At 67.3% G+C, this 24,042-nt stretch carries 24 protein-coding genes; 13 read left to right on the top strand and 11 right to left on the bottom strand.

Translation table 11 applies throughout. The features are described from left to right. Positions 1–13: 13 nt before the first annotated feature. Complete coding sequence (gene rapZ / locus CEK29_RS01645) at positions 14–886, bottom strand: RNase adapter RapZ (protein WP_094798459.1); 873 nt, start codon at positions 884–886, stop codon at positions 14–16. A gap of 172 nt (positions 887–1,058) precedes the next feature. Between rapZ and CEK29_RS01650 the strand changes: the two genes are divergently transcribed. Both CEK29_RS01650 and CEK29_RS01655 read left to right on the top strand, forming a co-directional pair. After that, positions 1,059–1,802 (top strand): c-type cytochrome, encoded by a 744-nt coding sequence (locus CEK29_RS01650; RefSeq protein ID WP_094798460.1) that lies wholly within the window; start codon positions 1,059–1,061, stop codon positions 1,800–1,802. A gap of 8 nt (positions 1,803–1,810) precedes the next feature. Next, on the top strand, positions 1,811–3,082 hold the full coding sequence (locus tag CEK29_RS01655; RefSeq protein WP_440588297.1) for a cytochrome c: 1,272 nt from the start codon (positions 1,811–1,813) through the stop codon (positions 3,080–3,082). 110 nt (positions 3,083–3,192) lie between these two features. On the opposite strand, the gene hprK is transcribed toward CEK29_RS01655, so the two are convergent. From hprK to CEK29_RS01695, 8 genes are all read right to left on the bottom strand, one after another. Continuing rightward, positions 3,193–4,119: an HPr(Ser) kinase/phosphatase gene (gene hprK / locus CEK29_RS01660; protein ID WP_094798462.1), complete on the bottom strand. Its 927-nt coding sequence runs from the start codon at positions 4,117–4,119 to the stop codon at positions 3,193–3,195. An 18-nt stretch (positions 4,120–4,137) separates the two neighbouring features. Beyond that, complete coding sequence (locus tag CEK29_RS01665) at positions 4,138–4,593, bottom strand: PTS sugar transporter subunit IIA (protein ID WP_170948368.1); 456 nt, start codon at positions 4,591–4,593, stop codon at positions 4,138–4,140. Between the two features lie 279 nt (positions 4,594–4,872). Further along, the gene (hpf, locus tag CEK29_RS01670) at positions 4,873–5,205 is read right to left on the bottom strand and encodes a ribosome hibernation-promoting factor, HPF/YfiA family (RefSeq protein ID WP_094798464.1); all 333 of its coding nucleotides are present in this window, start codon (positions 5,203–5,205) and stop codon (positions 4,873–4,875) included. A 438-nt stretch (positions 5,206–5,643) separates the two neighbouring features. Continuing rightward, a complete protein-coding gene (gene lptB, locus CEK29_RS01675) occupies positions 5,644–6,438 on the bottom strand; it encodes an LPS export ABC transporter ATP-binding protein (protein WP_094798738.1) in 795 nt (264 codons plus the stop codon). A gap of 26 nt (positions 6,439–6,464) precedes the next feature. Then, positions 6,465–7,103: a lipopolysaccharide transport periplasmic protein LptA gene (gene lptA / locus CEK29_RS01680; RefSeq protein WP_094798739.1), complete on the bottom strand. Its 639-nt coding sequence runs from the start codon at positions 7,101–7,103 to the stop codon at positions 6,465–6,467. Positions 7,104–7,108: 5 nt separating this feature from the next. Then, positions 7,109–7,729, bottom strand: a complete 621-nt coding sequence (gene lptC / locus CEK29_RS01685) for an LPS export ABC transporter periplasmic protein LptC (RefSeq protein WP_094798465.1) — start codon at positions 7,727–7,729, stop codon at positions 7,109–7,111. Positions 7,730–7,760: 31 nt separating this feature from the next. Next, on the bottom strand, positions 7,761–8,369 hold the full coding sequence (locus tag CEK29_RS01690) for a KdsC family phosphatase (protein ID WP_432759218.1): 609 nt from the start codon (positions 8,367–8,369) through the stop codon (positions 7,761–7,763). Next, complete coding sequence (locus CEK29_RS01695) at positions 8,366–9,352, bottom strand: KpsF/GutQ family sugar-phosphate isomerase (RefSeq protein WP_094857161.1); 987 nt, start codon at positions 9,350–9,352, stop codon at positions 8,366–8,368. Before CEK29_RS01695 ends, CEK29_RS01690 begins: the two co-directional genes overlap by 4 nt. A gap of 183 nt (positions 9,353–9,535) precedes the next feature. On the opposite strand from CEK29_RS01695, the gene purT reads away from it, so the two are divergent. From purT to CEK29_RS01735, 8 genes are all read left to right on the top strand, one after another. Continuing rightward, entirely contained in the window at positions 9,536–10,759 is a 1,224-nt protein-coding gene (gene purT / locus CEK29_RS01700; protein WP_094798467.1) for a formate-dependent phosphoribosylglycinamide formyltransferase, read from the top strand. A 260-nt stretch (positions 10,760–11,019) separates the two neighbouring features. Further along, positions 11,020–11,565, top strand: coding sequence for a GbsR/MarR family transcriptional regulator (locus tag CEK29_RS01705; protein ID WP_094798468.1), 546 nt, complete (start codon positions 11,020–11,022; stop codon positions 11,563–11,565). Positions 11,566–11,690: 125 nt separating this feature from the next. After that, entirely contained in the window at positions 11,691–13,268 is a 1,578-nt protein-coding gene (locus CEK29_RS01710; protein WP_176456817.1) for a cytochrome ubiquinol oxidase subunit I, read from the top strand. A 15-nt stretch (positions 13,269–13,283) separates the two neighbouring features. Continuing rightward, positions 13,284–14,435 (top strand): cytochrome d ubiquinol oxidase subunit II, encoded by a 1,152-nt coding sequence (gene cydB / locus CEK29_RS01715; RefSeq protein WP_094798470.1) that lies wholly within the window; start codon positions 13,284–13,286, stop codon positions 14,433–14,435. A gap of 14 nt (positions 14,436–14,449) precedes the next feature. Then, positions 14,450–14,575 (top strand): cytochrome bd-I oxidase subunit CydX, encoded by a 126-nt coding sequence (gene cydX, locus CEK29_RS01720; RefSeq protein WP_094798471.1) that lies wholly within the window; start codon positions 14,450–14,452, stop codon positions 14,573–14,575. Then, entirely contained in the window at positions 14,572–16,311 is a 1,740-nt protein-coding gene (gene cydD, locus CEK29_RS01725) for a thiol reductant ABC exporter subunit CydD (RefSeq protein ID WP_094857163.1), read from the top strand. Before cydX ends, cydD begins: the two co-directional genes overlap by 4 nt. After that, a complete protein-coding gene (gene cydC / locus CEK29_RS01730) occupies positions 16,308–18,002 on the top strand; it encodes a thiol reductant ABC exporter subunit CydC (protein WP_094857164.1) in 1,695 nt (564 codons plus the stop codon). The genes cydD and cydC overlap by 4 nt, the downstream gene beginning before the upstream one ends. A 54-nt stretch (positions 18,003–18,056) precedes the next feature. Further along, the gene (locus CEK29_RS01735; RefSeq protein ID WP_094798474.1) at positions 18,057–18,605 is read left to right on the top strand and encodes an adenine phosphoribosyltransferase; all 549 of its coding nucleotides are present in this window, start codon (positions 18,057–18,059) and stop codon (positions 18,603–18,605) included. A 34-nt stretch (positions 18,606–18,639) separates the two neighbouring features. On the opposite strand, the gene CEK29_RS01740 is transcribed toward CEK29_RS01735, so the two are convergent. Next, complete coding sequence (locus tag CEK29_RS01740) at positions 18,640–19,539, bottom strand: LysR family transcriptional regulator (protein ID WP_094798475.1); 900 nt, start codon at positions 19,537–19,539, stop codon at positions 18,640–18,642. A gap of 338 nt (positions 19,540–19,877) precedes the next feature. Between CEK29_RS01740 and CEK29_RS01745 the strand changes: the two genes are divergently transcribed. Beyond that, positions 19,878–20,234 carry a DUF4148 domain-containing protein gene (locus tag CEK29_RS01745; protein ID WP_094857165.1) on the top strand — a complete coding sequence of 119 codons (357 nt, stop codon included), beginning with the start codon at positions 19,878–19,880 and terminating at the stop codon, positions 20,232–20,234. A gap of 263 nt (positions 20,235–20,497) precedes the next feature. After that, positions 20,498–21,604: a porin gene (locus CEK29_RS01750; protein ID WP_094798477.1), complete on the top strand. Its 1,107-nt coding sequence runs from the start codon at positions 20,498–20,500 to the stop codon at positions 21,602–21,604. 199 nt (positions 21,605–21,803) lie between these two features. On the opposite strand, the gene ilvA is transcribed toward CEK29_RS01750, so the two are convergent. Next, positions 21,804–23,312, bottom strand: coding sequence for a threonine ammonia-lyase, biosynthetic (gene ilvA, locus CEK29_RS01755; RefSeq protein WP_094857166.1), 1,509 nt, complete (start codon positions 23,310–23,312; stop codon positions 21,804–21,806). A gap of 67 nt (positions 23,313–23,379) precedes the next feature. Between ilvA and CEK29_RS01760 the strand changes: the two genes are divergently transcribed. Continuing rightward, positions 23,380–23,997: a YqaA family protein gene (locus CEK29_RS01760; RefSeq protein WP_094857167.1), complete on the top strand. Its 618-nt coding sequence runs from the start codon at positions 23,380–23,382 to the stop codon at positions 23,995–23,997. Positions 23,998–24,042 lie beyond the last annotated feature (45 nt).

The following is a 24,042-nucleotide window of genomic DNA, read 5'->3' on the forward strand; positions in this document are numbered from 1 at the left end:
GAAACGGAGAGGGTCAGGCGGATTCGTCGGGCAGCTGGGTGCGGTGGCGCACCAGCAGCGGTTCGTGATCGGAGAAGCGCTGCGCCAGTTGTTCGACCACATACACGGAGCGATGCTGGCCGCCCGTGCAGCCGATCGCGATCGTGAGGTAGTTGCGCGTGTCGGCCGTGTACTGCGGCAACCAGCGGCGCAGAAACGCGGCGATGTCGTCGATCATCGCGCCCACGATATCGAAACTCGCGAGCCAGTCGGCCACCGGCTGATCGCGGCCGGTGAGCGGGCGCAGGTTGCGATCGTAGTAGGGGTTGGGCAGGCAGCGCACGTCGAACATCAGGTCGGCGTCGCTCGGCACGCCGCGCTTGAACGCGAACGACTCGAACGTGAGCACGAGCGGCGGGCGGTCGGCCTGGATCAGGTCGCGAATCCAGCTGCGCAACTGCCCCGGCGTGAGGTCCGAGGTGTCGATCACGTGTTCCTGGTCGCGCAGCGGTGCCAGCAGCTCGCGCTCGGTGGCGATACTCTCGACCAGCGAGGGCGTCTTGCCGTTGCGCGTGAGGCGATCGGTGAGCGGATGGCGCCGGCGCGACTCGGAATAGCGTTGTGTGAGGGTGTCGGTGCTGGCGTCGAGAAAGACCACCGAGAGGTCGGTGCCCATCGAGCGCAGCGCGGTGATCACGTCGGGCAGCTCGGCCAGCTCGCCGGGCGACCGTACGTCGATGGCGACGGCGACGCGTTCGAGACCGTCGTCGCGGGCGTTGGCGACGAACTCGGTGAGAAAGCGCACGGGCAGGTTATCGACGCAGGTAAAGCCGCCGTCTTCGAGCATGCGTAGCGCGACGGACTTGCCGGACCCAGAAATGCCGGTAATAAGGACGACTCTCAACATGGCAGTGATTGTGGCATGGAATGGTGCATCCCGCCCGGGGGACGGATAAAGGCTTACACTGCTGCATCTGTCCGTCTGTCCGATAAGGACACGCCGCCGCAGTGCACCGACGTCTACCCACCCGCCCGCGCGCCCCGCGCCGTCGAGATCAGACCCGATGTCAGCCTTTACGATGTTAGCCGTCAAATCCCTCCGCCATATTGCAGTTGCCCTGACGTTGTACGTCTGTGGCGCCGGTGCCGCGCATGCACAGAACCCGGGCAGCACGCTCGAGCCCAATACGATGGGCGCCCGGCTCGCGGCCTGTACCGCCTGCCATGGCGCGCAGGGCCGTGCGGGCCCCGACGGCTACTACCCTCGCATCGCCGGCAAGCCCGCCGAGTACCTGTTTCATCAGCTCCTGAGCTTTCGCGATGGCCAGCGCCAGTACCGGCCCATGACCCATCTGCTCACCGGTCTGCCCGACGCATATTTGCGTGAAATGGCCGAATACTTCGCATCGCGCCACGTGCCCTATCCGCCGCCCGCCCAGCCGCGCGCCGACGCGGCCGCGCTGGAGCGCGGTCGTGCCCTGGTGTTCGACGGCGACCGCAGCCGGCGCCTGCCGGCCTGTGCCGCCTGTCACGGCGCCGATCTGTCCGGCGTGGCGCCCGCCATCCCCGGTCTGCTGGGCCTGCCGCGCGACTATCTGGTCGCGCAGATCGGTGGCTGGCAGCAGGGCCTGCGGCAGGCCTCGGCGCCGGATTGCATGGCCGACGTGGCGCGTCAGCTGAGTCCGGAGGACGTGGCCGCGGTGTCGGCCTGGCTCGCGGCGCAGCCGGTGCCGCCGTTCTACGTGGCGCAGCCCTCCGGCACGCTCAAGCTGCCAACGGCCTGCGGCAGCCAGACGCGCAGTGCCGTCGGAGGCACGCGATGAGGCTCGTGTTGAAGTGGCTGGGCCGGTTCATCGTGGGGCTGGGGGCGCTGTGCATCCTGCTTGCCCTCACGCTGTATTTCTTCGGCACGCGTGAGGACGCGGGCCCCGCGCCGGTGGCCGTGAGCGACCCGCAGGCGCAGATCCTGCGGGGCCGCGACATCGCGCGGCTGGCCAACTGCGCGGCCTGCCATACCGTCTCGGGCGGCCAGGCCTATGCGGGCGGCACGCCGATTCCCACGAAATTCGGCACGCTGTACGGTCCCAACATCACCCCTGACCGCGAGACGGGCATCGGCGCCTGGAGCGCCGACGATTTCTGGCGCGCGCTGCACAACGGCAAGGGGCGCGACGGCGAGCTGCTGTATCCGGCGTTCCCGTATCCGCAGTACACGCGCATGACGCGCGCGGACGCCGACGCGCTGTATGCCTATCTGCGCAGCCTGCCCGCCGTGCGGCAGCAGAACCGCGCGCACGCGCTCGAGTGGCCGTACAACCGCCGCGCCTTGCTCGAATTCTGGCGCGTGCTCTATTTCAGCCCCGGCGTGCACGAAGACGACGCCGGCCAGACGGCGCAATGGAATCGCGGCCGTTATCTGGTGGAGGGGCCGGGCCACTGCGCGGCCTGCCATGCGCCGCGCAACAGCCTGGGCGCCACGGTGGACGCCGCGCGTCTGCCGGGCGGCATGATCGACGGGCTGGGCTGGTATGCGCCGCCGCTCAATGCCAATCAGGATGCGGGCCTGGGCCGCTGGAGCGCGGCGGACGTGGCCGTGCTGCTGAAGTCGGGCCGCACGCCGCACTCGGTGGCCAACGGCCCGATGGCGGAAGTGATCACGGGCAGCACGCAATACCTCTCGGATGCCGACGCGCTCGCGATCGGCACCTATCTCAAGACCCTGCCGGCGACCGACACGCCGCGCGCTGGCGCCGCCGCCAGCGCCGGCATCATGACCCAAGGCTCGAAGCTGTACACGCAGCACTGCGCGCAATGTCATCAGGCCGACGGCCGCGGGCGCGACTCGGCGTGGCCCGCGCTGGCGGGCAATCCGTCGGTCACGGCGCCCAACGCGATCAATGCGATCCGCGTGGTGCTGGACGGCGGCTTCGGACCCGCCACGCAGATGGAGCCGCGGCCGCACGGCATGCCGCCGTTCGGTCAGATGCTGAGCGATAACGACGTCGCCGCGGTGGTGTCGTATGTGCGAGGCAGCTGGGGCAACGCGGCCAGCGCGGTGACGGCGCCCGAAGTGCGGCGCGCGCGCGACGCCGCGTCGCGCTGACGCTCGGCGTTGAGGCGTCGCGCCGACGCGTGATGCGGACGCGCGGAGAACAGAAAGGGCGCAGAGACGGGGCGGCGCCGGCAGCGCCGTGCCCCCCGTAGGGCTGGGCTTTACTTGCTGCTTTGCAGGATCGCCATCGCCTGGCGTTCCATGAATTCGCCTAGCGTGTCGATGCCGCGCAGCTTGAGGATGGTGTTGCGCACGGCGGCTTCGACCAGCACGGCGAGGTTGCGGCCGGCCGCGACCTGCAGCATCACCTTGCGCACCGGCAGGCCCAGCATGTCCTGCGTGATGTCCTGCAGCGGCAGGCGTTCGAACTTGTCCTGCGCGCTGGCGCGCACGAGATGCACGATGAGCTTGAGCCGCATCTTGCGGCGTACCGAGGTCTCGCCGAAGATCGTGCGGATGTCGAGCAGGCCCAGGCCGCGTACCTCGAGGAGGTTTTGCAGCAGCTGCGGGCAGTGACCCTCGATCATGTTGGGCGCGGTGCGCGAAAACTCGACCGCGTCGTCGGCCACCAGGCCGTGGCCGCGCGAAATCAGTTCGAGCGCGAGCTCGCTCTTGCCCAGGCCGGATTCGCCGGTGATGAGCACACCCAGTCCCAGCACGTCGAGAAACACGCCATGCACGGTGGTGGTGGGCGCGAGCTTCTTGCCGAGATAGATGCGCAGCAGGTCGATCAGCTGCGCCGCGGCCACCGGCGTGGAGAGCAGCGGCACCTGATGCTGGTCGCATTGATCGATCAGATCCTGCGGCGCGTTCAGGCCGTCGGCGAGCAGGATCGCCGGCACGCCGCCGATCAGCAGCTCGTCCATGTGGTGCATGCGGCGGCGCAGGTCGAAGCGCGTGTAATACGCGAGCTCTTCCTGGCCGAACACCTGGATGCGAGAGGGGTGGATCAGGTTGAGGTGGCCGACCAGATCGGCGGCCGCCATCCCGTCATCGGGAATCGAGCGGTCGGCCGCGCCGTGTCCCGCGACCCAGTTGAAAGGGATTTTGTCGGCGTTGTCGTCGACCAGTTCCTGCACGGTAAGCATGGCAGCGCTCCGCGTTGCTCAGAGTTGGCCGGTCGTGAGCATGCGGTGCACGACCGCCGGATCGGTTTCGGTGGCCAGGGCTTCACGCAACGCCTTGTTCGACATCAGCTGCGCCAGTTCGGCGAGGATGTCCAAGTGCTGTTGGGTGGCGGCCTCGGGCACCAGCAGACAGAGCAACATCGATACGGGCTGACCATCGGGGGCGTCGAAGGGAATGGGCTGCGCCAGACGGACAAAAGCCGCCAACGCCTGCTCCAGGCCCTTGACCCGGCCGTGCGGTACAGCGACACCCTGGCCCAGCGCGGTCGACCCGAGCCGTTCGCGTGCGAACAGACTGTCGAACACGACCGAGCGAGCGAGACCGTGATGGTTTTCGAAGAGCAGACCGGCCTGTTCGAACGCCCGTTTTTTGCTGGTGGCCAGCATATCGAGCACGACGTTGCCGGCGGGCAAAATGCGCGACAAGTGATTCATGCGGATCATTATAGGGGTTTATGACGCAGTGCAAAAAAACAAAAGTTGCGCCGGTTCGCCATCAAGGAGGCAAAGCATAGACCGAGCGGGCGGTTTGGGAAAGCCAAGGCCGCGCGCCACAAGGGCAGCAGTGCGATTGGATGGGGTGGGGACAGATGGGGCGGAGGGCCGATGCCCGGCAAGACGGATCCTGGGGCATCGGTGTCCGGGGAGCTTCAAGAGCTCATGGTGACGAGGGTGTGACGCTCGCGAGTGTTGATAAAGCGCGGGACTGCGGGATTACTGCGCGCTGAGCGCAGCGACTTGTCGCTTTACCGACTCGGTGGCGTGGCTTTGCACCTTGTCTTTGTGCTTGAGGACCTGGCGGTCGATCTTATCGGAGAGAAGGTCGATTGCCGCGTAGAGGTTTTCGTCGACTGCCTCGCAGTGGATGTCTTTACCGCGCAGGCGCATCGTGATTTCGGCTTTGTGCCGCAGGGGCTCCACCGAGAGCATGACCTGGGTATCGATGACGTGATCGAAATGCCGCAGCACTCGCGCCAGTTTGTTCATGACATATTCCCGGATGGCCGGGGTGACGTCGAGATGACGACCGCAGATGCTCAGGTTCATAGTGTGCTCTCCTTCGAAAAGAGAAGTAGGAAAGGTTGCGCAACGGGTGCGCGATGTGGGCGTTAGGGGTTCTCCTTCTGTTGGTTGATAGGCTTGCCGTTAGTACTAGTGTATAGACTCCAACCGCGAAAACAAGTTGATCCAGCGCATAAAAATGTCCGTTTCGTGAATGAAAGCCTAGGGCTTTCCCTGAGGTGTTTTCGCATGACGGGAAGCCCTGCCATGCACGCACGAAACCCCATAAAAATAGGAGTCGGAGCGCCTTCGCGGGGTTCCCGCGCAGTGCGCAACAGTCGGTGTCAGAGCTTTGCCGTAACAGGAAGACGCAGGACGATCGTCGCGTGTGGCACTGCCGCATGGCGCGCCGCCCGCCCAAGAAAAAACCGCGCCTCGGCGCGGTTTTTTTCGATGCGGCATTGCGCCATCACGAGCGGCACATCACATGCGGAAATGCTCGCCCAGATAGACACGGCGCACGGCGGGATCGCCCACGATTTCGTCGGGGTGGCCATCGGTCAGCACCTTGCCTTCGCTGATGATGTAGGCGCGATCGCAGATGCCGAGCGTCTCGCGCACGTTGTGGTCGGTGATGAGCACGCCGATGCCGCGGCTCTTGAGGAAGCGCACGATGCGCTGGATCTCGATCACGGCGATCGGGTCCACGCCGGCGAAGGGCTCGTCGAGCAGAATGAAGCGCGGGCTCGTGGCCAGCGCACGCGCGATTTCGACGCGGCGGCGCTCGCCGCCCGAAAGCGAGATCGCGGTGTTGCTGCGGATGTGGCCGATCTGCAGCTCGTCGAGCAGGGACTCCATGCCCTCTTTGATGGCCGACTGCGTGAGGGCCTTGCCGTTGGCATCCACCTGCAATTCGAGCACGGCGCGGATGTTCTGCTCGACCGTGAGGCGGCGGAACACGGAGGCGTCCTGGGGCAGATAAGACAGACCCATGCGCGCGCGCTTGTGAATCGGCATCGCGGTGATCGTGTTGCCGTCGATCTCGATGCGGCCGGCGTCGGCGGGCACCAGGCCCACGATCATGTAGAAGCTCGTGGTCTTGCCCGCGCCGTTGGGGCCCAGCAGGCCGACCACCTCGCCGCTCTTGACCGACAACGAGACGTCCTGCACGACGGTACGGCCGTTGTAGGTCTTGCGCAGGCCCGTGGCCGTGAGGTTGCCGGAGGGCGGAGTGGTGGACTTGCCCGAGGCAGCAGTCGGCTTGAGGGGGGAGTTCATCGTGGCGTCAAGGGGATCGCGGGTGTTCAGCGGGTGGTTTTGGCGGCGGCCGGCTTGCCCTTCTGGGCGCGGCACTCGGCGATGGCCGCATCGCTCTTGGCGCGCGGCGGCGCGAACGAGCGCACGCGTCCACCCGGGGCCGAGGAGTTCGGGCCGCCCATGGCCTGGTAGGTGCCGGACTTCTCGTTATAGCGCACGCGTTCGCCACGGATGGTGTCGAAGGGTTTGCCACAGATGAAGCGCGTGACCACGGCCTGGCCGATCAGATCGAACTCGCTGGTGCTGCTGTTGTATTCGGCGCGCAGGCCTTCGCCCTCGAGCACCTCGAAGGTCTCGGGGCGTTCCTGGCGAATGCGCACGAGTTTGCCCTTGTTGGCCGTGGCCACGCCGAACTGCGTGCCCTTGGCGTCTTCGCGGACTTCGAGTTTGTCGCTGTGCAGCGTCATGAGGCCGCGGGTGAGCGCGACGTTGCCGGTGAAGGTGCTCTCGCGCTTGATGTCGTCGTAATGCAGCGTGTCGGACAGGATGAGCGTGTCCGGCTCCTCCGCCGCGCCACCGCCTTGCTGCGCGTTTTGCGCGGCGGCGGGCGCACACGTCGCGACGGCCAGCAGCAGTCCGGCGAGCAGGCGCGAGGGCGAAAAGGAGCGGATCCGAAGTTCGGTCATGGTGTTCACGGTTTTGAGTTGGCGGGCGTGTCGCCGGGCGGGGGCTTACGGCCTTCCGAGCCAGCGATCTCGACATCGGTGGACGCCGAGACCCGCAATTGCCGGGTGGTGTTGTTGTAATGCATGCCAGTGCCGTTCATGCGCGAGGCGCCCTTGTGCACTTGTGCCGGCAGATCCGTGTATACCACGTCGTCGTCCGGCACGATGATGAGTTGTTGGCTGCGTACGTCGAGCGCGTCGTTCTTGGCGTCGGGCAGGCGTTTCACGTGCGCGTCGCCGTTCATGATGATGCGCTTGCCGCCCGCTTCCATGACGGCGGTCTTGGCCACGCCGATGGTCACGGGGTTGCCGATCTGCTGTCCGACCGCGCGCGGCTCGGTCACGTGATACGAGTCGTCGTCGGGAAAATGCTCGACGTAGGTGCCCTCGAGCCGGTTGATCGGGTTGCCGCCGGGATCGGTGCGCAGCATGACGAAGTCGCGCGCCCACGAGTCTTTTTCGTGGGTGATGCGGCGCGGCGGGTCGATCGGAATGGCCCGCTGGGCGTAGTCGGCCGCCCACCAGGTGCCGGCGACGAGCAGCAGCAGCAGGGACAGCGCGATCAGGGACGGGAAGCGTTCTTTCATGGCTGGCGGGCGCGGCGCGGGCCGCGCGGTGTCATTGGATGGCGCCCGGACCGAGCAGGGCAGGCCCGGCCAGGAAATGGCCGAGTCGGCCCTGCGCGGCCAGCAGCAGGTCGCAGCACTCACGCACGGCGCCGCTGCCGCCGGGTTGGGTGGCGACCCAATGCGCGGCCTGGGCAATGTAGCCGGGCGCGCTCGGCACGCTGGCCGCGAAGCCGGCGCGATGCATGGCGGCCAGGTCGATGATGTCATCGCCCATGTAGCCGACCTGATTCAGTTGGACGCCATGGCGCTGCGCAAGTTCAGTCAGGGCGGTGGCCTTGTCACGCACGCCCTGCTGCACATCGGCGATGCCCAGCTCGGCGGCGCGGCGGTCGACGATCGGTCCGGAGCGGCCCGTGATCAGCGCCACCTTGAGGCCGCCTTCCATCAGCAGACGCAGGCCGTGGCCATCCAGCGCATGGAAGCGCTTGAACATCTCGCCGTTCTCGCCGTAGTAGAGACTCCCGTCGGTCAGCACGCCATCGACGTCGAACACCATCAGGCGAACGGCGGCGGCGCGCTCGCGCACGGCCGCGGTCACGCGGGCAAGGACCAGAGCTTCGGCGGGGTGGGGAATGCTGGAAGGAGGCGTCATGTTCATACCACTTTTGCGGCCATCAGATCATGCATGTGCAAGGCTCCGACCAGGCGGCCATCGGCGTCGATGACCAACATCTGGTTGAGCCGGCGGTCGTCCATCAGCTTGGCCGCCTGAACGGCCAGGGCGTCGGGGGAAATGGTGCGGGGTTGGCGGGTCATGCCCTGGGCCACGGTCAGGCCCCGGATGTCGCCCTCGCGCTCGATCAAGCGGCGCAGGTCGCCGTCGGTGAAGATGCCGACGGGATGGCCGGTGGCGTCGAGCACGGCGGTCATGCCCATGCCCTTGGCCGAGATTTCTTCGAGCGCGCGGAACAGCGGCGCGTCGGACGCGACGGTGGGCAGGGCGGCGCCGCTGCGCATCACGTCACGCACGTGCGTGAGCAGGCGGCGGCCGAGCGCGCCGCCCGGATGCGAACGGGCGAAGTCTTCGGGCCCGAAACCGCGGGCTTCGAGGCAGGCCACGGCCAGCGCGTCGCCCAGCGCCAGCGCGGTGGTGGTGCTGGCGCTGGGGGCGAGGTTGAGCGGACAGGCTTCCTGGGCCACGCTGGCGTCGAGGTGCACGTCGGCCAGGCGGGCGAGCTCCGAGCTCGGGTTGCCCGTGATGGCGATCAGCCCGGCGCCCATGCGGCGCACGACGGGCAGGATGGTGAGCAGCTCTTCGCCCGAGCCGGAATACGAGATCGCGATCAGCAGATCGTCCTGCGTGATCATGCCCAGGTCGCCATGGACGGCCTCGGCCGCGTGCATGAAGAACGCCGGCGTCCCGGTGGAGGCCAGCGTGGCGGCGATCTTGCGGCCGATGTGGCCGGTCTTGCCGATGCCGCTGACGACCACGCGGCCCCGGCAGGCGAGCAGCATGTCGACGACTTGCGTGAAGCTGGCGTCCAGGCGCGCGGACAGATCCTGGATGGCGCGGGCCTCGGTCTGCAGGGTCCGGCGCGCGGAGTCGAGCGCGCCGGCGGAAGTGGGGACATGATCAGTCATGGCGCGATTTTAGCCGCAGTGTCCGCCCGGGCGCCGCCCCGTCTTGCCGGAGGTTGCCGGTGGCGGGTCGCTATGGCATTCTGGCGGCGATTTTGCGGCCAGCATATGGCCATTTTCGTCCTTTTTCCTTCCGCGCCCCGGCTCACGCGCTGAGTCCACGGCGCACCCCTCCAGGCTTTCCTCATGTCTACCTTTCCCGCGCCGGTGCTCGGCACCCCCCTGTCTCCTTCCGCCACCCGCGTCATGCTGCTGGGCTCGGGCGAACTGGGCAAGGAAGTGATCATTGCCCTGCAACGTCTGGGCGTCGAAGTGATCGCGGTGGACCGCTACGCCGATGCGCCGGGCCATCAGGTGGCGCACCGTGCGCACGTCGTGTCCATGACGGACGCGCAGGCGCTGCGCAAGGTGATCGAGCAGGAGCAGCCGCACGTGATCGTGCCCGAGATCGAGGCCATCGCGACCGACCTGCTCGTGGAGCTGGAGGCGGCCGGTCAGGTCCGCGTGACGCCCACCGCGCGCGCCGCGCAGCTCACCATGAACCGCGAAGGCATCCGCCGGCTCGCCGCCGAGACGCTCGGCCTGGCCACGTCGCCGTACAAGTTCGTCGACACCGAGGCCGAGCTGCGCGCCGCGATCGATGGCGGCATCGGCTATCCCTGCGTGATCAAGCCCGTCATGTCCTCGTCGGGCAAGGGCCAGTCGGTGATCCGCGACGAGGCGGGCGTGGCCCAGGCCTGGCGCTACGCCCAGGAAGGCGGGCGCGTCGGCGGTGGCCGCGCCATCGTCGAGGGCTTCATCAAGTTCGACTACGAAATCACGCTGCTGACCGTGCGCGCGCGGGGCGCCGACGGCACGATCGAAACGCGCTTCTGCGAGCCGATCGGGCACAAGCAGGTCGACGGCGATTACGTCGAGAGCTGGCAGCCGCATCCGATGTCGCCGACCGCGCTCGAGCGTTCGCGCGAGATCGCGCTGGCGGTCACGAGCGAGCTGGGTGGCCTGGGCATTTTCGGCGTGGAGCTGTTCGTGGCCGGCGACGAGGTGTGGTTCTCCGAGGTCAGTCCGCGTCCGCACGATACCGGCATGGTCACCATGATCACGCAGGCGCAGAACGAATTCGAGCTGCACGCCCGCGCCCTGCTCGGCCTGCCCGTGGACACCTCGCTGCGCCAGCCGGGCGCCAGCAGCGTCATCTACGGCGGCCTGGACGACCGTGGCGTGAGCTTCCATGGCGTGGCGCAGGCCCTGGCCGAACCGGGCACCGACGTGCGCCTGTTCGGCAAGCCCGAGGCCTTCACCAAGCGCCGCATGGGCGTGGGCCTGGCCACGGCCGGGACGGTGGACGAGGCGCGCGCCAAGGCGTTGCGCGTGTCGGGCGCGGTCAGCGTGCAGGCTTCCAAGAAATAAGTGACGTAGAAACAACACTCAATGTGTTGCAGACCGGCCGGTAGGGCGGTGCTGTAACAAACCAGCGGTCGTTTAACGGGCCGGCTTGTTCCAGATCAAAGGAGCAAGCCGGCCCGTCGTCATTCTGACGCACCGAGCGGCGACAATTTCTTTGCGCGGGCACCAGGAAAGCCCACAGGAATGTGGGGGTTTGTTGCGTTTTCTTCCAGTACCTTCGATAATTTCAGGAATCTCTGAATTCAACGTAACAAGACGCTGCCGTGCCGCTTTCTCCGCAAATTGAACGTTTTGTCCTGCACTTCGGCGAAATGGGTAGCCGCTGGGGCGTGAACCGCACCGTCGGCCAGATCTACGCCCTGCTGTTTCTGTCGCCCGATCCCCTGCACGCCGACCACATCGCCGAGTCCCTCAGCTTTTCGCGCTCGAACGTCAGCCTGGGCCTGAAAGAGTTGCAGTCGTGGCGGCTCGTGAAGCTGGTGCACCAGGTCGGGGATCGCCGCGACTACTTCGAAACGCCGAAAGACGTCTGGGAGATCTTCCGGATCCTGATGGAAGAGAAGCGCAAGCGCGAGATCGATCCCACGATGACGCTGCTGCGCGACACGCTGCTGGCCCCGCCCGCCGATAACAACGAAGCCTATGCGCAGGAGCGCATGGGCGAAATGCTCGAACTTATCGAACTGTCGACCGGCTGGTTCGATGAGGTGCACCACCTGCCCCCTCAAACCCTGCAGAACCTGATGAAGCTCGGGTCAAGGGTGCAGCGCGTGCTTGATTTTGCCGGGAAGCTGCGCGGCAAGGACTGACATGCCGTTCGTATTCGGGAAGATTGCTATGAAGTTGTATCCAAGAACCGTAACATGGCCGCCGAGCGCGCCGGAGGGCCATGTCGGCTCCTTCGCGGTCGTCTCGTCCGTCTGGGAGCGTATTCATGATTGACCTCGATGTCGTCAATCTGTCGCGGTTTCAGTTCGCCGCCACAGCGCTTTACCACTTCCTGTTCGTTCCGCTCACGCTCGGCCTGTCGTTCATGCTGGCCATCATGGAGAGCGTGTATGTCATGACCGGACGCGCCATCTGGAAAAAGATGACGATGTTCTGGGGCACGCTGTTCGGCATCAACTTCGCCCTCGGCGTCGCGACCGGCGTGGTCATGGAATTCCAGTTCGGCATGAACTGGTCGTACTACAGCCACTACGTGGGCGACATCTTCGGCGCGCCGCTCGCGCTCGAAGGCCTGATGGCGTTCTTCCTCGAAGCCACGTTCGTGGGCCTGTTCTTCTTCGGCTGGAACCGCATGTCGAAGATCAGCCATCTGGTCGTGACCTGGCTGGTGGCACTCGGCACCAACCTGTCGGCCCTGTGGATCCTGATCGCCAACGGCTGGATGCAGAACCCGGTCGGCGCGATTTTCAATCCCGACACCATGCGCATGGAAATGACCGACTTCACGGCGGTCATCCTGAACCCCGTGGCGCAGGCGAAGTTCGTGCACACGGTCAGCGCCGGCTACACCACGGGCGCCATGTTCGTGATGGCCATCAGCGCCTGGTATCTGCTGCGCGGCCGCCACATCGATCTCGCCAAGCGTTCGATGGCCGTGGCGGCGAGCTTCGGCCTGGCCGGCGCGCTGTCGGTCGTGGTGCTGGGTGACGAAAGCGGTTACCTCACGACCGAACACCAGAAGATGAAGATCGCGGCCATGGAAGCCATGTGGCACACCGAGCCCGCGCCCGCCAGCTTCAATCTGTTCGCCATTCCGAACCAGGCCGAGCGCAAGAACGACTTCGCCATCGAGATCCCGTACGTGATGGGTCTCATCGGCACGCGTTCGCTGACCACGCCGATGCTGGGCATCGACGACCTGGTGCGGCGCGCCGAGCAGCGCATCCGCGAAGGCATCACGGCCGACGCCGCGCTGCAGCGCATCCGCGCCAATCCGAAGGATGTCGAAGCGCGTCTGCTGTTCGACAAGACCTGGCAGGACCTGGGCTACGCGCTGCTGGTCAAGCGCTATCAGCCGGATCTGTCGAAGGCCACCGAGGAAGACATCAAGCGCGCGGCGATCGACACGATCCCGACCGTGGCGCCGCTGTTCTGGACCTTCCGCATCATGGTGGCCATCGGTATCTACCTGATCGCGTTCTTCGCCATCGCGTTCTACCTGTCGTCGCGCGGCCGTCTCGCTTCGTGTCCGCGTTTCCTGAAGGTGGCGGTGTGGAGTCTGCCGCTGCCCTGGATCGCAATCGAATGCGGCTGGTTCGTGGCCGAGTATGGCCGTCAGCCGTGGGTGATCGAGGGCGTGCTGCCCACGTACTACGCAGCTTCCGGTCTGACCCTCGTGGATCTGGCCGTGAGCCTGAGCATCTTCCTGGTGCTCTACACGATCCTGCTGATCGTGGGCGTGAAGGTGATGCTGCATGCCATCAAGGCAGGCCCGAAGTCCGACAGCCCGCTGCCCTCCACCCATCCTAGTGCGGACGCGGTGCACGCCGCCGATGCCGCCTGAGCCAGGAGCATAAAGATGGATAGCTTGATTCCGCTCGATCTGGAAACGCTGCGCGTGATCTGGTGGGTGCTGCTCGGCGCTCTCCTGATCGGCTTCGCCGTCATGGACGGCTTCGACCTGGGCGTGGCCGCGCTGCTGCCCGTGGTCGCCAAGACCGACGCCGAGCGTCGTGTCGTCATCAACGTCGTCGGCCCGGTCTGGGAAGGCAACCAGGTGTGGCTCATCACGGCGGGTGGCGCGATCTTCGCCGCCTGGCCGCTGCTGTATGCCGCGTCGTTCTCCGGGTTCTACCTGGCGATGATGCTGGTGCTGGTCGCACTCATCCTGCGTCCGGTGGCGTTCAAGTACCGCAGCAAGATGGAAGCCACGCGCTGGCGCAACAGCTGGGACTACGTGCTGTGCTTCTGCGGCGTCGTCGCCTCGCTCGTGTTCGGCGTCGCGATGGGCAACATCATTCTCGGCGTGCCGCACGGCTTCGATCCGGCCTCGCTGCGCCCGATGTATGCGGGGCATTTCTTCCAGCTCTTCATGCCCTTCGCGCTGCTGGCCGGCGTGCTGAGCGTGGTGATGTTGGGCATGCATGGCGCTGTGCTGCTCGCGTGGCGCACGGGCGACCCCGTGTCGGGCCGCGCGCGCAAGTGGGGCCAGCTGCTGGCGCTGCTGACGGCGCTGCTGTTCGCGGCCGGTGGCTTCTGGGTGGCCCAGTTGAACGGCCACGTCATCACCAGCACCATCGACCCCAATGCCCTGGTGAGCCCGCTCGCCAAGACGGTCGAGTTGCGTGAAGGCGGCTGGCTCAGCAACTTCGCCCGCTGGCCGCTGATGTGGATCGCGCCGGTGCTGGGCGTGGGCGGCGCGCTGCTGACCCTCGTGCTGCTGACGCTGCGTGCCAACGTGCTGTCGTTCCTCGCCTCGTCGTTGTCGATCACCGGTGTGATCCTGACCGTGGGCTTCGCGCTGTTTCCCTTCATCATGCCGTCGTCGAGCAACCCCTCGGCCGGCCTGACGATCTGGGACGCGTCCTCGAGTCAGCTGACCCTGTGGATCATGGTGATCGCAACCGCGATCTTCCTGCCGATCATCACGGTGTACACCGCCTGGGTGTATCGCGTGATGCGCGGGAAGGTGACGATCGAAAGCGTCACCGGCACCCCCAACTCGTACTGATAAGGAGCCCGGTCATGTGGTATTTCTCGTGGATTCTCGGCCTGGGCCTGGCCTGCGCCTTCGCCATCCTCAACGCGATGTGGTTCGAGCTGCGTGAAGGGCACGAGCACGATCCGTTCAAGAAGCCGGTCGAAGAGTGAACAGTCCTTCCGGCATCGAGCACGACCCCGGCGCCACGCTGCTGAAGCTACCGCGCGAGCAATCGCGCTGGATGATGACGCGCACGCGGCTGGCCCGGGTACCGCTGGCGCTTGCCGCCGGCGCGCCGCTGGTCTCCGGCGTCCTGCTGGTCTGGCAGGCGTGGCTGCTGGCGGGTGTGCTCGATCGCGCCATCGTGGGCGGCGCGTCGCGCGCCGAGCTCGCGCCGGCGATCGCCGGCATCGTGCTGCTCGTGTTGGCGCGCGCCTGCCTGGCCTGGCTGGGCGAGCGCGCCGGCGCGCATGCGGCCGAACGCATCAAACACCGTCTGCGCCTCGCGCTGTTCGGTCACCTGCTGGCGCAGGGCCCGCAATGGTCGCGCACGCGGCCGTCGGGCGAGCTGGCCAGCGCCGTGGTCGATCAGGTCGAGGCGTTCGACGGTTTCTTCTCCAAGTATCTTCCCGCCATGGGCGCGGCCGCCGTGCTGCCCGTGGCGTTCGCCGTGGTCGTGCTGCCGATGGACATCGTGTCCGGGCTGCTGCTGCTCGTGACCGCGCCGCTCATTCCGGTGTTCATGGCCCTGGTGGGTTGGGGCGCCGAAGCCGCGAGCCGGCGTCACATGCAGGCGCTCGCGCGGCTCTCGGGCTTCTTTGCCGACCGGTTGCGCGGTCTGGCCACGCTCAAGCTGTTCGGGCGCGCGCAGGCCGAGGCCGACAGCGTGGTGGCGGCGAGCGAAGGCGTGCGACGCCGCACGCTCGCGGTGCTGCGCATCGCATTTCTGTCGTCCGCCGTGCTGGAGTTCTTCGCCGCGTTGGGCGTGGCGGGCGTGGCCGTGTATATCGGCCTGACCTATCTCGGCTATCTCGATGTGCGCAGCGTTCCACTCACGCTGTCCGCGGGCTTCTTCTGCCTGCTGATGGCGCCCGAGGTCTACGCGCCGCTGCGCCAGTTCGCGGCCCACTATCACGACCGCGGCGCCGCGCGCGCGGCGGTCACGCAACTGGCTCAGGTGTTTGACGGCCTGCCCGAAGACGGCGCGGCGCCGGTGCGCGCCGGCCGCGAGGCGGGCACGGGGGCGCTGAGCGTGCGCACGCGCGGCCTCGAAGTCTTGGCCGAGGGGCGGCCCGCACCGGTGCTGGCCGGCCTCGAACTCGATCTGCCCGCCGGTGCGCACGTCGCGCTGATGGGCGCGAGCGGCGCGGGCAAGACCACCTTGCTGGACGCGCTCGCGGGGCTGCGCACGGCGGGCGGACACATCGTGCTGGGCGACGTGCCGCTGGTGGACTGGAACGAACACCGCCTGCACGAACGCGTGGCCGTGATCGGTCAGCGTCCGTACCTGATGGCCGGCACGCTGGCCGACAACATTCGTCTGGCCCGCCCGGACGCGAGCGATGCGCAGGTGACCGATGCGGCGCGACGCGCGGGCGTGATGGCGTTCGCCGAGACCCTGCCGCAGGGTCTCGACACGGCGCTGGCGAGCCGTGGTCATGGCCTGTCGGGCGGCCAGGCGCAGCGCGTCGCGCTGGCGCGGCTGTTTCTGCGCGAACCCGATCTGATCCTGCTCGATGAGCCCACCGCGCATCTCGATGCCGAGACGCAGGCGCAGGTGCTGGATGCGGTGCTCGATTTCGCGCGCGGCCGCACCCTGATCCTGTCGACCCATTCCGAGGCCGTCGCACGCCGTCTGCCGCGCGTCTGGCGCCTGCGTGACGGGCGCGTGGAGGTGTCGGCATGAAGCGCCGTTCGCTGCTCTGGCAGGTGTATGGGCGCCGCAAGCGCGGCTTGGCCCTGACGCTCTTCCTGTCTCTGCTCACGCTGGCCGCCGGGGTGGCGCTGCTGGGCGTGTCGGGCTGGTTCCTGACCGCCGCGGCCATGGCCGGGGCCGGTGCCATGTTCAATCTGTTCGTGCCCTCGTCGCTGGTGCGCGGGCTGTCGTTCGTGCGGATCTGCTCGCGCTATGCCGAACGCCTGGCCGGCCACGCCACCACCTTGCGGCTGCTGGCCGATCTGCGCGGCACCGTGTTCGGTGCGCTGGTGCGCCTCACGCCGAGGCAGCTCGCGCGTTACCGCGCGGGCGATCTGGTCGCGCGGCTCACCGGCGACGTCGACGCGCTCGATACGGTGTTCCTGTTCGTGCTCGCGCCGGTTGCCACCGCGGTGGTGGGCGGCGCGATCGTGTGCGCCGTGCTGGGCTACTGGATTCCGTCGGCCGGCCTGCTGCTGGCCGCCGCGTTGTTGATCGCCTGCGTGCTGGTGCCGTGGTGGCTCGCGCGCGCCGCGCGCCAGGCCGGCAGCCAGGCCCAGGCCGAGGCGGCGGCGCTGCGCAGCGCGGTGATCGACGCGGTCGAAGGGCACGGCGACATCGCCGCGCACAACGCGCAGGCACGGGTCTGCGCGCAGTTCGACGCGGCGTGCTCGGGCCTCGCGCAGGCACGTGGCGTGCAGGCGCGCGTGGCCGCCCGCGGCCTCTGGCTGGTGCAGGCCTGCGCCGGTCTGTCGATGGTGGGCGTGCTGTGGTTCGGCATTCCGGCCGTGGCCGCCGGTACGCTGTCCGGTCCGTTGATGGCTGGTCTGGTGCTGGCGACGCTCGGGGTGTTCGAGGTGGCCGGTCCCATCATGCGCGGCGTGGCGCGGCTGGGCGGCGCGCGCGCCGCGGCCGGACGCATCGCCGCCATCGTGGAGGCCGATCCCGATATGCGCGATCCGCTCGAGCCCAGGCGCCTGCCGGAACAGGGTGTGCTCGCGATGCGCGATGTGTCGTTCGCCTATCCGGCCCGCGAAGGTCAGGGCGAGCCCGCGTCGTTGCTGCATGACGTGTCATTGACGGTCGAACCGGGCGCGCGCGTGGCCATCGTCGGGCCGAGCGGCGCCGGCAAATCCACGCTGCTCGCCCTGCTGCTGCGCGTGGAGGATCCGCGCGCGGGCGCGGTGACGTACGGCGGCGTGCCCTTGCGCGATGTCGAACAGGCGCAGGTGCATCGCCGCATCGCGCTGCTCTCGCAGGACGCGCCGGTGTTCATCGGCACGCTGCGCACCAATCTGCTGATCGGCGATCCCGCGGCCTCCGACGAGCGCCTGTTCGATGCGCTCGACCGCGCGCGTCTCGGTGACTTCGTACGCGGACTGCCGCAAGGCCTGGGCACCTGGGTCGGCGAGGGCGGGGCGGGCCTGTCGGCCGGGCAGGCGCGGCGCCTGTGCCTGGCGCGTGCGCTGCTGTCGCCCGCGACCGTGCTGCTGCTCGACGAGCCGACCGCGGGGCTCGACGCGCCCACCGAGGCCGCGTTCCTGGCGGATCTGGCCCGCGCCACCGAAGGCCGGGCCGTCGTGCTCGCCACGCACGCCACGCTGCCCGCCGGCGCGGTGGATCGTGTCTATGCGATGCGCGAGGGCGGGCTGACGCTCGAGGCGGACAAGTTGCTGGCTTAAGCGGGTGGCCCCGGTTATAGTGCGCCTTGCTCGATATCTTGCGGGACGTACAGTATGCAGACCGAATCCGCCGAATTCATCCGGCGCACCATCCGCAGCGTCCCCGACTGGCCCGCCGCCGGCGTGACGTTTCGCGACATCACGCCCGTGCTCCAGGATCCGCGCACCTTCCGTGTGCTGATCGACCTCTTCGTCTATCGCTACATGCGTCAGCGCCTCGACCTCGTCGCGGGCGTGGATGCGCGCGGCTTCATTCTGGGCAGCGTGCTGGCCTACGAGCTCAATCTGGGCTTCGTGCCCGTGCGCAAAAAGGGCAAGCTGCCGTTTCGCACGGTGGCCGAAGAGTATTCGCTCGAGTACGGCAACGCCAGCGTCGAAATGCACACCGATGCGGTGCGCACCGGTCAGCGCGTGCTGCTGATCGACGATCTGGTGGCCACGGGCGGCACCATGGTGGCGGCGATCAAGCTGCTGCAGCGCCTGGGCGCCAACGTGGTCGAAGCGGCCGCGGTGATCGACCTGCCGCACCTGGGCGGTTCCGGCCAGATCAAGGCCACCGGCACGCCGCTCTTCACGGTGTGCGCGTTCAACGAAAACGAGTAATTGGGTCGGGTCGGGCCGCGCAGGCCGGGCCGCGCTAGGCCGCTTCGGCTTCGTTCAGCCTGGGCTGGATGAAATCGAGGAACGCCCGCGTCTTGGCCGGAATGCGGCGCGACGGCAGGAGCGCGAACAGCGGCATCGGCGTGAGGCTCCATTCGGGCAGCACGCGCACCAGCCCGCTTTGCGCGATCGCGCGCTCCATCGCATCGAACACCAGCAGCGGCGTGATGCCCATGCCGTGGCTGGCCAGGCGGCCCAGCATCCCGACGTTGTTGGCCGCGAGGCGGCCCGTCACCTGCACGCGCTCGACCTTCTCGCCCGAGTGCAGCACCCAATACGAAAACGCTTCGCTCATGGCCGGACGCAGGCACTCATGGTGGCCTAGGTCCGCCGGCGTGCGCGGCGCGCCGTGCAGCTCCAGGTATTGCGGCGAGGCGTAGAGCTGCTGCGTCATCAACACGATCTGTTTGGCCACCAGGCTCGAGTCCGGCTGCTGGCCGAAGCGCAGCACCAGATCGAACGGATTGCTGATCGGATCGATCGGGCGCAGGCTCAGGTCGAAATCGCACTCGATGTCGGGATACTGCTGGCGGAACTCGCGGATCACGATGGGCAGGAACAGCTGCGCCAGGCTGGTCGGCATCGAGATGCGCAGCCGGCCCTTGGGCTGCGCCGCCATGTCCTGCAACTGCTCGTGCGCAACCCGCGCTTCTTCGACGATGTGGCGGCAGCGCTCGAAATACACCGCGCCCGCTTCGGTCAGATCGATGCGACGCGTGCTGCGGTTGAGCAGCTTCATGCCGATATTGCGCTCCAGCTCGCTCACGCGGCGCGACAGGGTGGAAGTGGGGATGTTCAGCGCTTCGGCGGCATGGCTGAAGTTCTTGCGCTTGGCCACTTCGACGAAAAGCGCAATGTCGTTGAGCTGGATATCCATATGTCTGTCTCTGGTCGTGCGTGGGCTACCCTGCCGGGCCGCCCCGGCGCGGGCCGCCCCTGCGCGGGCCGCCGGCATGGGCCGCCCATGATACGGGGAATGCGCCGCACGGCGGGGCGATGAGGACGGGCGCGCCCAGATGGCCGCGCGCGACGATGCCCTGGGCTACATCATATTTGGTTGGTACTGACAATTTTCTGATTTATTTTCCCATCAGTGGAATGATGTTAACCAAAATCAGGGTTTTTACCAGGGTGCTGCAGCGGGATACTGCCTCGCACGTCGTGACCCGGTGCGCCGAGGGGCGCAGGGCACGAGGAACAAGATGGAGAAGACCTATGAAGAACAAGCTCGCCGCCGCCACGCTGGCCGTCATGGCACTCGCCGGCCTATCCGCCGCCCACGCCGAGGGCAAGTCCCGCGAGCAGGTGCAGACCGAACTGCGCGACGCCAAGGCGGCCGGTCAGGTCACGTCCGGTGAACTCGACTACCCGCCTGCTGCAGCAAGTGTCACGCAGGATGCGCGTGCGGCCGGCACGACCGGCGTGAGCACCGGTGATCGCACCGCGCCCGCGGGGGCCCCGGCGACGCGCGGCGGCAAGACGCGCGACGAGGTTCGTGCGGAATTACAACAGGCCAAGGCCGCCGGCAAGGTCACCTTCGGCGAGCTCGACTACCCGCCCGCCGACGACTGAGCGGGGATTGAAAAGGCGCCTTTCGGGGCGCCTTTTCTCTATGGCGGGGCGCCCGGCTGCGCGGTTCCATGAGTGGTGCCGGTTTCTTGGTTTGCAGCTTATCTTTCCAATTATGGAAAGGTGTTCTCAGATTTCGGCGTTACTCCTCGTCATATCCGCGCCCACACTGCGGTCTGTGCGTGCTGGTGCCGATGCGGCGGCCCCGGCGCCTTCCACGGCGCGGCACGCGAGCCTGTCAAGTTATCCGCATTGGGAAACGAATCATGAAAAAGACGCTATTGGGCGTGGCGCTGCTGGCTGGCTTCGCCGGCGCGGCCCAGGCCGCCGACTCGGTCACGCTGTATGGCCTGATCGACGCCGGTATGGGTTACGAGCAAGTGAAGTTCCGGGGCGACAAGCAAAGTCGCGTGGGCGCGGTGCAGGGCGTGAGCAGCGGCTCGCGTTTCGGCATGCGTGGCACGGAAGATCTGGGCGACGGCCTGCGCGCCGTGTTCACCCTGGAAGCCGGCTTCGGCCCGCTGAACGGTAGTTCGCTGCAGGGTGGCCGTCTGTTCGGCCGCCAGGCCACCGTCGGTCTGGACAGCGACACCTGGGGCCGCCTCGAATTCGGTCGTCAGACCAACATGGCCAGCAAGCTGATGGGCCAGATCGATCCGTTCTCGATCAGCTACAACAACGCCAACATCGGCACCACGTTCAGCGCCGCGAACACCATGCGCCTGGACAACATGGTCCTGTATCAAACCCCGAACCTGAGCGGCTTCAAGTTCGGCGTGGGCTATTCGTTCAGTGCCGACGACACGCTGCAGGATGGCAGCACCGGTTTCCAGACCAACGACAACAACCGTGAAATCACCGCCGGCCTGCAATACGCCAACGGCCCGGTGAACCTCGCGCTGATGTATGACCGCCTGAACCCGAGCAATACGCGCGTCGGCGCCGACGGTTCGAGCATCCAGTCGTACGCGCTGGGTGGCACGTACGACTTCGAAGTGGTCAAGCTCGCGGCCGCGGTCGGCCAGACCCGTGATGGCTGGTTTATCGGCCAGAACATGGGCACCACGCCGGACGGCATGCAGCGTCTGGGCACCTTCAAGCTGGCTGACGGCTTCCGCGCCAACTCGTACATGATCGGCGCGACCGTGCCGCTGGGCCGCCACGCCGTGTTCGGTTCGTGGCAGCGTGCCGAGCCCAACAGCGACAAGCTCACGGGTGATGACGCCACGTTCAACGTGTACAGCCTCGGCTACACCTACGACCTGTCCAAGCGCACCAACCTGTACGCGTACGCCTCCTACGGCGACAACTACGCGTTCCAGCACGATGCGCGCGACACGGCGGTTGCGGTCGGTATGCGTCACCGGTTCTAAGCGCCAGCCGCGCCCGGCCCACACCGCTGGATTCGCGGGTTATCTCCGTAACCCGCTTGAGTGACATCGAACCCCCCCCCAGTCTTGTCCCGGGCGCGACCGACGTGCAGAAAGAGCAGGGCCTCCGCAAGGAGGCCCTCTCGTTTTTCTGGGTGGCGCCGGCCGCCCGATCGCGGCCGTCCGACCGCGGCCCGTCCGTTCAGAGGAACAGGCGGTAGGCCGGATTGTCGGTTTCGTTCCAGTGCGGATAACCGAGTTCGGAAATGAACTGCTTGAACTGCTTCTTATCGGACGAAGGCACCTGGATGCCGATCAGGATGCGGCCGTAGTCGGCGCCCTGATTGCGGTAATGGAACAGGCTGATGTTCCATTCGGGATTCATGGCATTCAGGAAGCGCATCAGTGCGCCGGGGCGTTCCGGAAACTCGAAGCGGTACAGCAGCTCGGCGCCCGCCAGCGACGAACGTCCGCCCACCATGTGCCGCAGGTGGGTTTTGGCCATTTCGTCGTGCGTCAGGTCCAGCGTATCGAAGCCCGCGCGGCGAAAGTGCGCCGCGATGCGCGCCGGTTCGGCCGGCGAGGCGACCTGCAGGCCGACGAACACGTGCGCCTTGTCGGCATCCGAAATGCGATAGTTGAACTCGGTCACGCTGCGATCGCCCACCAGTTCGCAGAACTTGCGGAAGCTGCCGCGCTGCTCGGGCATCGTCACGGCGAACACCGCCTCGCGCATTTCGCCGACCTCGGCGCGTTCGGACACGAAGCGCAGACGGTCGAAGTTCATGTTGGCGCCGCAGGCCACGGCGATCAGATTCTTGCCCTTGAGCTTGTTTTCGGCGGCGTATTGCTTGGCGCCGGCCACCGCGAGCGCGCCCGCGGGTTCGAGCACGCTGCGGGTTTCCTGGAACACGTCCTTGATCGCGGCGCAGATGGCATCGGTGTTGACGATGACGAAGTCGTCGACGTACTGGCGAGCCAGACGGAAGGTCTCGGCCCCGACCAGCTTGACGGCGGTGCCGTCGGAAAACAGGCCCACGTCGTTGAGCTGCACGCGGCGGCCGGCGCGCACGCTGCGCGCCATGGCATCCGAGTCTTCGGTCTGCACGCCGATGATCTTGATCTCGGGGCGCAGCTGCTTCACATAGGCAGCCACGCCGGCGATGAGACCGCCGCCGCCCACCGCCACGAAGATCGCGTCGATCGGGCCGGGGTGCTGGCGCAGGATTTCCATCCCGATCGTGCCCTGGCCGGCGATCACGTCGGGATCGTCGAAGGGATGCACGAAGGTGAGCTTTTCTTTTTTCTCGAGCGTCTGGGCGTGCTGGAAGGCGTCGGTGAAGCTCTCGCCCGCGAGCACGACCTCGCCGCCCAGACGGCGCACGGCGTCGATCTTGACCTGGGGGCTGGTGGTGGGCATCACGATCACGGCGCGGCAGCCCAGCCGCGTGGCCGACAGCGCCACGCCCTGGGCGTGATTGCCGGCCGAGGCCGCGATCACGCCGCGGTCGCGTGCGGCGGGGGCGAGGTTCGCCATCTTGTTATAGGCGCCGCGCAGTTTGAAGCTGAACACCGCCTGCGTATCTTCGCGCTTGAGCCAGACCTGGTTGCCGATGCGTTGCGACAGCAGCGGCGCTGCCTCCAGCGGCGATTCAACCGCGACGTCATAGACTTTGGAGGTAAGAATGCGCTTGAGATAGTCGGTAGACATGGAACGGCAGGCTGCGTAAAAAATGAGCGTCGGGCAGGTTAACACAGCGGGTACACTGCCTCGCATCATGGAAGAAACCCTGTTGTCGGCCGTGCACGGCATGCTCGGATGGCTCGCGCTGCCCACGGTCGGGCTGGGCGCCGTGTTCCTTATCTGCCTGGTGTCGGCGACCCTGCTCCCGCTCGGCTCCGAGGCGGTGGTGTTCGGCTATCTGAAGCTGCAGCCCGATATGTTCTGGGCCACCGTGCTGGTGGCGACGCTGGGCAACACGCTGGGCGGGGTGATCAGCTACGGCATGGGGTGGTGGGCCCATCGGGCGCTGGAGCGCTGGCGCGAGAAACATCCTCACCCGCATCCCGGCCCCGCCGACCGCGACGCGGCCGCGCGCTCGGGCGTCACGCTCGACAGCCCCGACAGCCCGGCCTCGCCCGGATCGGCGCATCCGTCCGCGCCCACCTCCCGCTTCGGCGCCACCGCCAACCGCTGGAATGTGCGGGCGCACGCGTGGCTGCATCGCCTCGGTCCGCCCGCGCTGCTGTTGTCATGGCTGCCCGCGGTGGGCGACCCGCTCTGTGCCGTGGCGGGCTGGCTGCGATTGGCTTTCTGGCCGTCGGTGCTCTATATCGCCCTCGGCAAGTTCTTGCGCTATGTGATTTTGACCGCGGGGCTGCTCTGGGTGTTGTGACCGGCGCGGCCCCGTGTTTTATTATGCTGCGTTGTCATGCTGCGA

The organism is Bordetella genomosp. 5, from assembly GCF_002261475.1.
Lineage (GTDB): Bacteria > Pseudomonadota > Gammaproteobacteria > Burkholderiales > Burkholderiaceae_B > Bordetella.